A 12,796-nucleotide genomic window follows, 5' to 3' on the forward strand; every position below is an offset into this window, starting at 1 on the left:
TTTCTGGTGTATCCCGTCATACTTCGCGCCGCGTTGCCTTAACTCGAATCACATGAGTTAACAAGACAATGTCATTGACGCCAATAATGCAAAAAGGTTCTTTTAATGGCTAATAATACCACTGGATTCACCCGAATTATCAAAGCCGCAGGCTATTCCTGGAAAGGTTTTCGCGCCGCGTGGATTAACGAGGCCGCGTTCCGTCAGGAGAGCGTGGCGGTTTTGCTGGCCGTGGCTATCGCCTGTTGGCTGGATGTGGATGCCATTACGCGCGTGCTGTTGATTGGCTCCGTCATGCTGGTCATGATTGTTGAAATCCTGAACAGCGCCATCGAGGCCGTGGTGGACCGTATTGGTTCTGACTATCACGAACTCTCTGGTCGCGCAAAAGATATGGGCTCGGCGGCGGTGCTGCTCTCTATCATTGTGGCGCTGATCACCTGGGGCATCCTGCTGTGGACACATTTTCGCTAAGGTTTTTTCGACCCTGATTCCATAACAAGTTAAATCTGCTGTTGAATGTGCAGTTTGTGGTTCCAAAATCACCTTTAGCTGTATATACTCACAGCATAACTGTATATACACCCAGGGGGCGGAATGAAAGCGTTAACGGCCAGGCAACAAGAGGTGTTTGATCTCATTCGGGATCACATCAGCCAGACAGGTATGCCACCGACGCGTGCAGAGATCGCACAGCGTTTGGGGTTCCGTTCCCCAAACGCGGCTGAAGAACACCTGAAAGCGCTGGCGCGTAAAGGAGCAATTGAAATCGTCTCCGGCGCTTCTCGCGGCATTCGACTGCTGCAGGAAGAAGAAGAGGGTTTACCACTCATCGGTCGTGTTGCGGCGGGCGAACCCTTGCTGGCGCAGCAGCACATTGAAGGCCATTATCAGGTGGATCCGTCTTTGTTTAAGCCGAATGCCGATTTCCTGCTGCGCGTCAGCGGAATGTCGATGAAAGATATCGGCATTATGGATGGCGATTTGTTGGCGGTACACAAAACCCAGGATGTGCGTAATGGCCAGGTGGTTGTGGCGCGTATCGACGACGAAGTGACGGTCAAACGCTTGAAAAAACAGGGCAACAAAGTTGAGTTGCTGCCTGAAAACAGCGAATTTAAACCTATCCTGGTTGACCTTCGCGAACAGAATTTCACCATCGAAGGATTGGCCGTTGGCGTCATCCGTAACGGTGAATGGCTGTAGTATTCCTGTAGGCCGGATGAGGCGTTTACGCCGCCATCCGGCACTCTCACCACTCTCGTTATAACCTCTTCTCAGGCTCGCTCCATGCCGTTTTTTGCTTCTGCTGACAAAGCGCTCTGGCGTCTCGCCTTACCGATGATTTTCTCCAATATCACCGTTCCGCTGTTGGGACTGGTGGATACGGCGGTCATTGGTCACCTGGACAGCCCCGTGTATCTCGGCGGGGTGGCGGTGGGGGCGACGGCAACCAGTTTTCTGTTCATGCTCCTGCTCTTTTTACGCATGAGCACGACCGGGTTGACGGCGCAGGCGTTCGGTGCGAAGAATCCTCAGGCGCTGGCGCGGGCTCTGGTGCAACCGCTGATCCTGGCGTTGGGCGCAGGGGCAGTGATTGCGCTCTTTCGTACACCGATTATCGATCTGGCGCTGCACATTGTGGGTGGTAGCGAAGCGGTGCTGGAACAGGCAAGACGGTTTCTGGCCATTCGCTGGCTGAGCGCCCCGGCATCGCTGGCGAATTTGGTACTGCTCGGTTGGTTACTGGGCGTACAGTACGCGCGTGCGCCGGTGATCCTGCTGATTGTCGGCAATATCCTGAATATTGTGCTCGACCTCTGGCTGGTGATGGGGTTGCACATGAACGTGCAAGGGGCCGCGCTGGCGACGGTGATCGCGGAATATGCGACGCTGCTGATCGGTTTGCTGATGGTGCGCAAGGTGTTGCACCTGCGTGGCGTCTCCCTCGTTATGCTCAAACAGGCCTGGCGGGGAAACATTCGTCGTCTTCTGGCGCTCAATCGCGACATCATGCTGCGTTCACTGCTGCTGCAACTCTGCTTTGGCGCTATCACCGTGCTGGGGGCCAGACTGGGCAGCGATATCATCGCCGTTAACGCCGTATTGATGACGCTGCTGACGTTTACGGCCTATGCGCTGGATGGCTTTGCTTACGCCGTGGAGGCGCATTCCGGTCAGGCCTATGGTGCCCGCGACGGCAGTCAGTTACTGGAAGTCTGGCGTGCCGCGTGCCGTCAGTCTGGTATCGTCGCGCTGCTGTTTTCACTGGTTTATTTACTCGCCGGCGAACCGATCGTTGCGCTGCTGACATCACTACCGCAAATCCAACAACTGGCCGATCGCTACCTGCTCTGGCAGGCGATTTTGCCTCTGGTCGGCGTCTGGTGCTATCTGCTGGATGGCATGTTTATCGGCGCAACGCGGGCGGCTGAAATGCGCAACAGCATGGCGGTGGCCGCCGCCGGGTTTGCGCTGACGCTATTCGCGCTACCCGTGTTGGGTAATCACGGTTTATGGCTGGCGTTGGCGGTATTTCTGGCGCTGCGTGGGCTGTCATTAGCCTGGATCTGGCGGCGTCACTGGCGAAACGGAACCTGGTTTGCTGTCTCGTAATGGTTAAAGATTCTGAATAGTGAATTTAACCCAGAATCTATGACTACACTTAATCTCACGTCCAGCAGAAAACGAACGCAGTTGGGCGGTTTACTCTCACTATTCACAGCCTAATAAAGAGGACGTTATGATGAATAAAGACGAAGTCGGCGGTAACTGGAAACAGTTCAAAGGTAAAGTGAAAGAGCAGTGGGGCAAACTGACCGATGACGATATGACGGTCATTGAAGGTAAGCGTGATCAGCTGGTGGGTAAAATCCAGGAACGTTATGGTTACGCGAAAGACCAGGCGGAGAAAGAGGTCGATAGCTGGGAAAAACGCAACGACTATCGCTGGTAATCCCCCCTCTTACCCGTGAGTACAAGGATGTACACCCCTCTGTTTGCTTCGGGCGGCATCGCGTGCCGCCCACGCCCTTAACGGGGCTTCTTTTTAACCTGAATCGAATGGTCGTGCTGGCACTCGCCAGGATGACGACAGGCTTCTACTTCCACGCAGGCTGAACATAATCCGTGTGCTTCAATGACATTGTGGCGCAGGGCAAATCCCATCTTCGCTGCCAGCGTATGCATAATGTCTTCCACGCCTTCCGCACACTCTTCCTTCACCGCGCCGCAGCGGTCACAGATAAACATGGCGGAAGTATGGGTCGGCTGATCGAACAGGTAGCACAACACGTAGCTGTTGGTGGATTCGACTTTATGCACAAACCCTTGTTCAAGCAGAAAATCGAGGGCGCGATAGACCGTTGGCGGCTTGGCCTGCGGTTCGGATTCACGCAGCAGGTCGAGCAGATCGTAAGCGCTAATCGCGCCTTCCTGCAGGCTCATCAGACGCAACACTTCGAGGCGCTGTGGGGTCAGGCGCACATTGCGTTGCGCGCACAGTTTTTCAGCTTGCGCCAGCAACTCTTGCGTTGTGGTCTTTTCCATTGGGCACCTCGGATCGCATGGAGTAAGAAAACCCTCACTTTATCATGTTATGGGAGAAACGCCGAGTTCCAGACCAGAGCGATAAATCGCCCGCTAATCTTTCCCTGATTTACAAACTCTTCTATATATATTGAGGCATGTCACAAAAATAAACGCCCCGGCGATAAAAGGACGGGGCAAAACAGGCAACTTTTTCCTTGTTAATCACAGCAATGCTCCAGCTTTGTCCGGTTGATACTGGCAGAGACGATTTTCACCTGCGAATAAAATGGGCTTACTGTGAATAAAAATTTGAATATTTTGGTGGTGGCGATGACGGGCTCGCTGTTGGCGTCTCAAACCGCGAGTGCCGCGAATTCCTGGACAGAAGCGCGTAATGACGCGATGGGCGGCACGGGCGTGGCGTCAGCAAATTATGGCAGCGGCGTACTCATCAACCCGGCATTATTGGCGAAGTCACAGCCGGATGATGACATTACGGTGATCTTCCCGGCTATCGGTGGACAGATTTCCGACAAGGATAATCTGCGCGATAAGATTGATGATGTCACCGACGACGTGAATAACTACCGCCGCTCCCTGGACAATATCAACCCCCTCGATCTCTTTGTTCCCGGCAGCGCAGGCTACCGGCAGGTGTCTAATGCCGCGGGCGATCTGGCTGACCAACTGGAATCCCTGAAAGGGAAAACGGCCAGTGCGAAAGCCGGGGGCGGGCTTGCGGTCAGCATTCCGAACGATGTGTTAGCCGTGGCCTTTGTGGCGAAAGCCAACGCCCGCGCCCGTGTGAGTTCGTCTATTGATCAGGGCGACATCGACACGCTGCGCGGCGTTGAAGCGGTGCCTTCCAGCATCCTGGCGGTGGATCCTGAGAACCTGAAGTCAAAAGGGTTTGGCCGCGCCGCCATTGTCTCTGATTACGGTGTCGCAGTGGCTCGGCAGTTCGACCTGGGCGGCGTACCGGTTTCGGTTGGCGTGACGCCGAAACTGCAAAAAACCTGGCTCTACAACTACACGGTCTCGATTTACGATTTCAATAGCGACGACATCAACAGCAGTCGCTATCGCAATGATGATACCGGTTTTAACGTTGATGCGGGCCTGGCCGCGGACTTTGGCGAACACTGGACGGTTGGCCTGAGCGGGCAAAACCTGTTCTCTCGCGATATCGACACAAAAGAGGTGGCTGGCGTCCGCGATACTTACCAGATTCGACCGTTGGTCACCGCCGGTGTGGCGTGGCAGAACGATCTGCTGACGCTGAGCGCAGACGGTGATTTAACCGAAACTAAAGGCTTCAAAAGCGAGGAAAACTCACAGTATGTTGGCGTCGGTGCTGAAGTCCGACCGCTCGACTGGTTGGCCGTCCGTGCCGGTTATCGTGCTGACGTGAAGGACAATGACAGCAATGTCTTCACCGGCGGTGTCGGGTTTGCCCCGTTCAATCGCGTCCATCTTGATTTGATGGGGCTGTACGGCGAGGACGAAACCTGGGGCGCAGGCGCGCAGGTTAGCGTGACGTTCTGATGAGGATGGCGGGGCAGTATGCCCCGTCTTTCAGCCATGAGCTGCTTTAGTCAACGTATCGTTAATCCATTGATTTACACTTTTCCCGGAGACTTCGGCGGCGATGTTAATCGCCGAATGCACCTCCGGAGAAATACGCAGACTGATCTTTCCACTAGCCGGGCGCAGAGGTTCTCTGCCTTGTTCAGCACAGTAAGAAAGGTAATCATCGACCGCTTCTTCGAAGGCATTGCGAAGATCGGAAACGTTGTCGGCATGGAAACCAATCACATCACGTATACCGGCAACATGCCCGACGAAGCACAAATCTTCGTCACTGTAATCAATTTTGGCGGCATAGCCTTTATAAGTCATGGTGTTCATGGGATCACTCCTACTGCGATAAGAAAGGCCATAGCATCCTTGACCTGATAAACGTTGGCTTCCTTTTCAGGATGTGGGCGATGAAAAGAGGCCACAACCTGATTGATTTCACATCTGACACGGGATCCGTTCCCCTCTGAGACCTTTGCACCTAAGGCAACAAACAGCGCCTCAATTTTTCGCCATTCCAGCGCCGCAGGCGTTGGTAGTGAGAAAATCTGCTGTAATGTTTTTTGGTGTCTGGCGCTTAGTGATGTCATATCAATGCCGTTTCCTTGTGAGTATAATGCCCGCCAGGACAATTTGATGATATCATTTTTTGATAGCACACCAAGGTGAATCGTATCCCTTTCCTGCCTGTGCTATAGTAGCGCCCCCAATTCACCGGATGCTCAAAAAATCACCATGTCACCAGAATTACAATCCGTCTTTCCGGCCCACCGTTTTTCCATCGCGCCCATGCTCGACTGGACGGACAGGCACTGTCGCTATTTCCTGCGCTTGTTGTCTCGCCAGACGCTGCTCTACACCGAGATGGTAACGACGGGGGCAATTATTCATGGCAAAGGGGATTACCTGGCGTACAGCGAAGAAGAGCATCCGGTCGCGCTACAACTGGGTGGCAGCGATCCGGCAGCGCTGGCGCACTGTGCGAAGCTGGCTGAGGCGCGCGGCTATGATGAGATTAACCTCAATGTCGGCTGTCCTTCCGATCGCGTGCAGAACGGCATGTTTGGCGCCTGTCTGATGGGCAATGCGCAACTGGTGGCAGATTGCGTAAAGGCGATGCGCGACGTGGTGTCGATTCCGGTGACGGTGAAAACCCGCATTGGTATTGATGAGCAGGACAGCTATGAATTTCTCTGTGATTTCATCAGTACAGTGTCCGGTCGCGGTGAGTGCGAGATGTTCATCATCCACGCCCGCAAAGCCTGGCTTTCCGGGTTAAGTCCGAAAGAAAACCGTGAGATCCCGCCGCTGGATTATCCGCGCGTTTATCAACTGAAACGCGACTTCCCGCAACTGACGATGTCCATCAACGGCGGCATTAAGTCGCTGGATGAGGCGAAGGCGCATCTCGAACATATGGACGGCGTGATGGTTGGCCGCGAGGCTTATCAGAACCCGGGTATTCTGGCCTCTGTCGACCGCGAAATCTTTGGCTCCCCGACCGCTGATGCCGATCCGGTGGCGGTGGTGCGGGCCATGTATCCCTATATCGAGCGCGAACTGAGCCAGGGGACGTATCTCGGCCACATTACGCGCCATATGCTGGGGCTGTTTCAGGGGATCCCTGGAGCGCGCCAGTGGCGTCGTTACCTGAGCGAAAACGCCCATAAAGCCGGTGCCGATATCAATGTGCTGGAGCATGCGCTAAAGCGGGTTGCCGATAAGCGGTAGATTTTCACTAAAAGTTAGTCAATTTCACCACGCCCTGCAAAAATTTGCGGGGCGTTTTGTTGATAAATCAACAAATTAACTTTGGCATGATTTTTGTAATGGATTGTGCAGGAATTCATTATGGGAGAGCATCATGCTGGAACTACTTTTTGTGCTTGGCTTCTTTATCATGCTGATGATCACCGGCGTCTCGCTGTTGGGCATTCTGGCTGCGCTGGTTGTCGCCGCGTTCGTGATGTTCCTTGGCGGCATGTTTGCACTGATGATCAAACTGCTGCCGTGGCTACTGCTGGCTGTTGCCGTAGTGTGGGTGATCAAGGCGATTAAGCCGCCGAAAGTCCCACAATATCAGCGCAATAACCGTTGGCGTTACTAAAGATGTGAGGGATGCGTCACAACCTGTAATTTTGGCGTCATAACCAAATAGGAATTGATCGTCAAATCTGTCAGTATTGCGCGTCTAACAGATTCATCGAGCTGTACCCTACATACAGCCGAACAAAAAAAGAAAGGGCTTCCCAATGGGAAGCCCAATTTCTTTCTCCCCGTCATAATTAAATCTGCAGGTGTGTTGGCTGCTGTCACTCACCCCAGTCACTGATTTCAGTAAGCTCCTGAGGATTCGTTCCATTGCTGCCTTCCTGCAACGTGAATGATTCAGGGGAGCCAGGCAGTTAAGGAATCAGCAAACTGGAACCCTGCGTCGCCCGACTCTCCAGCACTTCATGTGCTCGCCGCGCCTCTTTCAACGGATATTTCTGACTGTCTGCCACATCCACTTTGATCACACCGCTGGCGATCAGCGAAAACAGTTCGTTGCTGGCTTCGGTCAGTTCTTCCGCGTTGGTGATGTAACCCTGAAGAGAAGGGCGCGTGGCGTACAGGGAACCTTTCTGATTCAGAATCCCCAGGTTCACGCCAGTCACTGGCCCCGATGCGTTGCCAAAACTGACCATCAGTCCACGACGTTGCAGACAGTCCAGCGAGGCTTCCCAGGTATCCTTGCCGACGGAGTCATAGACCACGCGGACTTTTTTACCGCCGGTTATCTCTTTTACCCGCTCGACAATGTTCTCTTCGCGATAGTTAATCACCTGCCATGCGCCGGCATCCAGCGCCCGCTGCGCCTTCTGCGCGCTGCCGACGGTGCCAATCAGTTTCGCGCCGAGTGCTTTTGCCCACTGGCAGGCAATCAGCCCGACGCCGCCAGCGGCCGCGTGGAACAGGAACGGTTCGTCGGGCTTGATTTCGTAAGTTTTGCGCAGCAGATAAAAAACGGTCAGTCCCTTCAGGAAAGAGGCAGCAGCCTGCTCATAGGAGATGGCATCAGGCAGGATAGCAGCCTTATCAGCCGGTACGTTGTGGACCGAACTGTAGGCGCCGAGCGCGGACTGCGCATACACCACGCGATCGCCCACGTTAATATGGCTGACGCCGCTGCCGACTTTGACGACGACACCAGCCGCTTCGGTCCCTAAACCGCTGGGCAGCGCGGGAGGCGGATAGAGCCCGCTGCGAATATAGGTATCGATAAAGTTAATGCCGATCGCTTTGTTTTCGACCTGGATTTCGTTCGCCGCCGGATCGGAGGGGGGAAAGTCCACGGCCTGAAGCACGTCAGGGCCGCCATGCTTGTGAAATTCAATTCGTGTTGCCATGATTTCTCCAGTATCATCGGAAGATTAGCTTCAACTCACTTTTATCTCGGTAACTCCATTCACTATGGCAGGAAATAAACCCTTCAACAAACAACAGACTGATGTCCGTGACCGCGACCCACAGGTTGCCGGACTGAAAGTACCGCCGCACTCGATTGAAGCGGAACAGTCGGTGTTGGGCGGTTTAATGCTGGATAACGAGCGCTGGGACGATGTCGCCGAGCGCGTGGTGGCGGAAGATTTTTATACCCGTCCACATCGTCACATCTTCACCGAGATGGGACGGTTGCAGGAAACCGGCAGTCCGATTGACCTGATTACGCTCGCGGAATCGCTGGAGCGACAAGGGCAACTGGACAGCGTCGGCGGTTTTGCTTATCTGGCTGAACTCTCCAAAAATACGCCAAGTGCGGCGAACATCAGCGCGTATGCGGATATCGTGCGCGAACGCGCGGTAGTGCGCGACATGATCGCCGTTGCCCATGAAATTGCCGATGCGGGTTTTGATCCGCAGGGGCGCACCAGTGAAGACTTGCTCGATCTCGCCGAGTCCCGCGTCTTTAAAATCGCGGAAAGCCGCGCCAATAAAGACGAAGGCCCAAAAAACATTGCCGATGTGCTCGACGCAACCGTCGCGCGTATCGAGCAACTGTTCCAGCAGCCGCACGACGGGGTGACGGGCGTTAACACCGGCTATGACGATCTCAACAAAAAGACCGCTGGCCTGCAGCCGTCAGATCTGATTATCGTTGCGGCACGTCCGTCGATGGGTAAAACCACATTTGCGATGAACCTCGTCGAAAACGCGGCGATGTTGCAGGATAAACCGGTTCTTATCTTCAGCCTCGAGATGCCCTCTGAGCAGATTATGATGCGTTCTCTGGCATCGCTGTCCCGCGTGGATCAGACCCGTATTCGTACCGGACAACTGGACGATGAGGACTGGGCGCGGATTTCCGGCACAATGGGTATTCTGCTGGAAAAACGTAACATCTATATCGATGATTCCTCCGGTCTGACGCCAACGGAAGTGCGCTCCCGCGCGCGCCGTATCGCCCGCGAACACGGCGGCATAGGGCTGATTATGATCGACTACCTGCAGTTGATGCGTGTGCCGTCGCTGTCCGACAACCGTACGCTGGAGATTGCTGAAATTTCCCGCTCGCTGAAAGCGCTGGCGAAAGAACTGCATGTGCCGGTCGTGGCGCTGTCGCAGCTTAACCGCTCGCTGGAACAACGTGCCGATAAGCGTCCGGTCAACTCCGACCTGCGTGAATCCGGCTCCATCGAACAGGATGCCGACTTGATCATGTTCATTTACCGCGATGAGGTTTATCACGAGAACAGCGATCTGAAAGGTATTGCGGAAATCATCATTGGTAAGCAGCGTAACGGCCCCATCGGGACGGTGCGACTGACCTTTAATGGACAATGGTCGCGCTTTGATAACTATGCGGGCCCTCAATATGACGACGAATAAATTTCCTTCACCCTTCACGCCGCAGGTGCGTTGACTGCGCTCGCTCACCCCAGTCACTTAGTTAACTAAGCTCCCGGGGATTCGCGGGCTTGTCGCCTTCCTGCAACGCGAATGGTTTTGGAAATTCTTTTTTTAATGAAGGAATACAAATGCAAGCGGCAACTGTAGTGATTAACCGCCGCGCTCTGCGACACAACCTGCAACGTCTGCGTGAGCTGGCACCCGCCAGTAAGCTGGTTGCGGTCGTGAAAGCGAACGCTTACGGACACGGTCTGTTAGAGACCGCGCGAACGCTCCCCGATGCTGACGCCTTTGGCGTGGCGCGTCTCGAAGAAGCGCTGCGTCTGCGAGCGGGTGGGATCACGCAGCCCATCCTGCTGCTGGAAGGCTTTTTTGAGGCGGCCGATTTGCCCACCATTTCCGCGCAGCGCCTGCATACGGCTGTCCATAACCAGGAACAACTGGCCGCGCTGGAAGCCGCCGAACTGGATGAACCGGTAACCGTGTGGATGAAACTCGACACCGGCATGCATCGCCTGGGTGTCCTTCCCGAAGAGGCGGACGCCTTCTGGCAGCGCCTGACGCAATGTAAAAACGTGCGCCAACCGGTGAATGTCGTCAGCCATTTTGCCCGTGCGGATGAGCCGGAATGCGGTGCGACTGAACGGCAGCTTGATGTGTTCAATACCTTTTGTGAAGGCAAAGCGGGTCAACGCTCAATTGCCGCGTCCGGCGGGATTTTACTCTGGCCGCAGTCACATTTTGACTGGGTGCGACCGGGCATTATTCTCTACGGCGTGTCGCCGCTGGAAAACCAGTCCACGGGAGCGGATTTCGGCTGTCAGCCGGTGATGTCGCTGACCTCCAGCCTGATCGCCGTGCGCGAGCATAAAGCGGGTGAACCGGTAGGCTATGGCGGAACGTGGATCAGTGAACGTGATACACGCCTTGGCGTCGTGGCGATGGGCTATGGCGATGGTTACCCGCGCGCAGCGCCATCCGGTACGCCGGTGTTGGTGAATGGCCGCGAAGTGCCGATTGTGGGCCGCGTGGCGATGGACATGATTTGCGTTGATCTTGGGCCGCAGGCGACTGACCAGGCCGGTGACCCGGTGATTTTATGGGGAGAGGGCCTCCCGGTTGAGCGTATTGCGGCAATGACTAAAGTTAGTGCTTACGAACTGATCACCCGCCTGACCTCACGGGTGGCGATGAAGTACGTCGACTAACGTATTATTCCAGGGATGGACAATGACACCCTCTGAAATCGCCGCTTGTCTGGCTTACGCACTCTCCGTCTGGCTGGCCGCAAGAAACAGCGTTCATACGTGGTGGATTGGCATTATCGGCAGTGTGCTGTATGGCTGGGTTTTCTGGTCTGTACAACTGTATGCCGACGTCACGTTGCAGATCTTTTTTATCATCACCAGCATCACCGGGTGGCTGCACTGGCTGAAGGGGCACCACGGCGATGTCCTTCCCATTCGTCGTACCCACACCGGACATTTCTTCATGCTGTTAGCCTGCGCCGCTGTAGTAGCGGTCGGTTATGGCCTTTTATTGCATACCTTCACCAATGCCTGGGCACCCTGGCTGGATTCGCTGATCCTGACCTTCAGCGTGCTGGCGCAGTTTATGCTGATGGGGCGGCGGATAGAAAACTGGTATGTCTGGCTGGCCGTGAATACGCTGGCAGTGCCCTTATACGCAACGCGTGGGCTCAGTCTGACCGCCGGGTTATATCTGGTGTTCTGGTTTAACGCCTGGCACGGACTGTATCAGTGGCGCAGGGAGCTTCGAGCGCAGTGAAACCGTTCTCCTGCGGGCTGGTGGTCGGTAAGTTCTCGCCCTTACACGCGGGCCATGAAGTGCTGATCAACACTGCGCTGGCGCAGTGTGAGCAGGTTTTAATCATCAGTTACTCCGTACCCGAAATGTCGGGCTGTGAGCCGGAAAAACGCCTTTGCTGGTTGCGCTCGCGTTTCCCGCAGTGCCAGCATCTGGTGCTATCTCCTGAGCGGTTGGCCGACCTGAATCTTGAACCGCCGCCGCATAATGAGGCTGCTGCCGATCTCCACCGTCACTATGTCGCGACGCTCTGTGACGCGGTTCTGCAATGCCAGCCACAGGCGGTCTTCACCGCAGAAGCGTATGGCGATGGATTCGCTCGCGTGCTGAGTCAGCGTTTTGGACACGTTGTGGAACATGTGCGGTTACAGCGTCCACGCGGACCTGATGCTCCTTCCGGTACCTTGATCCGATCGGACGTCCATCGTTACCGCGCCATGCTTGCCGATGAGGTTTATCGCAGCTTTGTATTTCGCATTTGCCTGCTGGGCGGCGAGTCGACCGGAAAAAGTACGCTCGCAAGGGCATTAGCCGAGGCGCTGAACGCGGATTATGTCGCGGAATTTGGTCGCGAATACTGGGAGGAAAAGCGCGGCGTACTGGCGCGTGAGGATCTGCTGCATATCGCCCGTGAACAGGTGCGTCGAGAGGAGGCCGCCTGTGCAAGTCCGCTGCTGGTTTGCGATACTTCGCCCTTAACCACGTTGTTTTACATACTTGACCAGTACGGTGACGCCCCCCAGGAACTGCATGATTTAGCACAGCGGCATTACGCGCTGGTGGTGCTGTGCGGCGATGAGTTTCCCTTTGTGCAGGATGGCACCCGCCAGGGGGCTGAGTTCCGTGCCCGGCAGCAGGCCTGGTATGAAGTGGAACTGGTGCACCGAGGGATCCCTTTCCTGCGGGTTTACGGTTCGTTGTCTGCGCGTATCGCGCAAATTCGCCAGCATCTGGCGACACTCAGGTAAAC

General features: G+C 55.2%; 15 protein-coding genes. 11 read left to right on the forward strand and 4 right to left on the reverse strand.

What is annotated here, in order from left to right:
- Positions 1–105 precede the first annotated feature (105 nt).
- The 4 genes from ACERJC_RS20245 (at position 106) to ACERJC_RS20260 (ending at position 2,956) form a co-directional block, all read left to right on the forward strand.
- Entirely contained in the window at positions 106–474 is a 369-nt protein-coding gene (locus ACERJC_RS20245) for a diacylglycerol kinase (protein WP_152401427.1), read from the forward strand.
- Between the two features lie 123 nt (positions 475–597).
- Positions 598–1,206 (forward strand): transcriptional repressor LexA, encoded by a 609-nt coding sequence (lexA, locus tag ACERJC_RS20250; RefSeq protein ID WP_042321072.1) that lies wholly within the window; start codon positions 598–600, stop codon positions 1,204–1,206.
- 84 nt (positions 1,207–1,290) lie between these two features.
- Positions 1,291–2,616: an MATE family efflux transporter DinF gene (gene dinF, locus ACERJC_RS20255; protein WP_373672362.1), complete on the forward strand. Its 1,326-nt coding sequence runs from the start codon at positions 1,291–1,293 to the stop codon at positions 2,614–2,616.
- A gap of 130 nt (positions 2,617–2,746) precedes the next feature.
- Positions 2,747–2,956 (forward strand): CsbD family protein, encoded by a 210-nt coding sequence (locus tag ACERJC_RS20260; RefSeq protein WP_042321477.1) that lies wholly within the window; start codon positions 2,747–2,749, stop codon positions 2,954–2,956.
- Between the two features lie 77 nt (positions 2,957–3,033).
- Here the strand turns inward: ACERJC_RS20260 and zur are convergent, their stop codons facing one another.
- Complete coding sequence (zur, locus tag ACERJC_RS20265; RefSeq protein ID WP_042321076.1) at positions 3,034–3,549, reverse strand: zinc uptake transcriptional repressor Zur; 516 nt, start codon at positions 3,547–3,549, stop codon at positions 3,034–3,036.
- A gap of 312 nt (positions 3,550–3,861) precedes the next feature.
- Here zur and ACERJC_RS20270 point away from each other — a divergent pair, with 312 nt between their 5' ends.
- Positions 3,862–5,076 (forward strand): conjugal transfer protein TraF, encoded by a 1,215-nt coding sequence (locus ACERJC_RS20270; protein ID WP_373672417.1) that lies wholly within the window; start codon positions 3,862–3,864, stop codon positions 5,074–5,076.
- Between the two features lie 30 nt (positions 5,077–5,106).
- Here the strand turns inward: ACERJC_RS20270 and ACERJC_RS20275 are convergent, their stop codons facing one another.
- Both ACERJC_RS20275 and ACERJC_RS20280 read right to left on the reverse strand, forming a co-directional pair.
- A complete protein-coding gene (locus ACERJC_RS20275) occupies positions 5,107–5,439 on the reverse strand; it encodes a type II toxin-antitoxin system HicB family antitoxin (protein WP_046493903.1) in 333 nt (110 codons plus the stop codon).
- Positions 5,436–5,699 (reverse strand): type II toxin-antitoxin system HicA family toxin, encoded by a 264-nt coding sequence (locus ACERJC_RS20280; RefSeq protein ID WP_373672363.1) that lies wholly within the window; start codon positions 5,697–5,699, stop codon positions 5,436–5,438. The genes ACERJC_RS20275 and ACERJC_RS20280 overlap by 4 nt, the downstream gene beginning before the upstream one ends.
- A gap of 145 nt (positions 5,700–5,844) precedes the next feature.
- Between ACERJC_RS20280 and dusA the strand changes: the two genes are divergently transcribed.
- Entirely contained in the window at positions 5,845–6,840 is a 996-nt protein-coding gene (gene dusA / locus ACERJC_RS20285) for a tRNA dihydrouridine(20/20a) synthase DusA (protein ID WP_373672364.1), read from the forward strand.
- Positions 6,841–6,973: 133 nt separating this feature from the next.
- The gene (gene pspG, locus ACERJC_RS20290) at positions 6,974–7,216 is read left to right on the forward strand and encodes an envelope stress response protein PspG (protein ID WP_371895953.1); all 243 of its coding nucleotides are present in this window, start codon (positions 6,974–6,976) and stop codon (positions 7,214–7,216) included.
- A gap of 298 nt (positions 7,217–7,514) precedes the next feature.
- Here the strand turns inward: pspG and ACERJC_RS20295 are convergent, their stop codons facing one another.
- A complete protein-coding gene (locus ACERJC_RS20295) occupies positions 7,515–8,498 on the reverse strand; it encodes a quinone oxidoreductase (RefSeq protein ID WP_373672365.1) in 984 nt (327 codons plus the stop codon).
- A gap of 64 nt (positions 8,499–8,562) precedes the next feature.
- On the opposite strand from ACERJC_RS20295, the gene dnaB reads away from it, so the two are divergent.
- From dnaB to ACERJC_RS20315, 4 genes are all read left to right on the forward strand, one after another.
- The gene (dnaB, locus tag ACERJC_RS20300) at positions 8,563–9,978 is read left to right on the forward strand and encodes a replicative DNA helicase (protein WP_042321088.1); all 1,416 of its coding nucleotides are present in this window, start codon (positions 8,563–8,565) and stop codon (positions 9,976–9,978) included.
- A 149-nt stretch (positions 9,979–10,127) separates the two neighbouring features.
- Complete coding sequence (alr, locus tag ACERJC_RS20305) at positions 10,128–11,207, forward strand: alanine racemase (RefSeq protein ID WP_152401436.1); 1,080 nt, start codon at positions 10,128–10,130, stop codon at positions 11,205–11,207.
- A gap of 22 nt (positions 11,208–11,229) precedes the next feature.
- Positions 11,230–11,787, forward strand: coding sequence for a nicotinamide riboside transporter PnuC (gene pnuC, locus ACERJC_RS20310; RefSeq protein WP_373672366.1), 558 nt, complete (start codon positions 11,230–11,232; stop codon positions 11,785–11,787).
- Complete coding sequence (locus ACERJC_RS20315; protein ID WP_373672418.1) at positions 11,784–12,794, forward strand: AAA family ATPase; 1,011 nt, start codon at positions 11,784–11,786, stop codon at positions 12,792–12,794. Before pnuC ends, ACERJC_RS20315 begins: the two co-directional genes overlap by 4 nt.
- The last annotated feature ends 2 nt before the right edge of the window (positions 12,795–12,796 follow it).

Source organism: Citrobacter telavivensis (assembly GCF_041807075.1).
Taxonomy (GTDB): domain Bacteria; phylum Pseudomonadota; class Gammaproteobacteria; order Enterobacterales; family Enterobacteriaceae; genus Citrobacter_A; species Citrobacter_A telavivensis.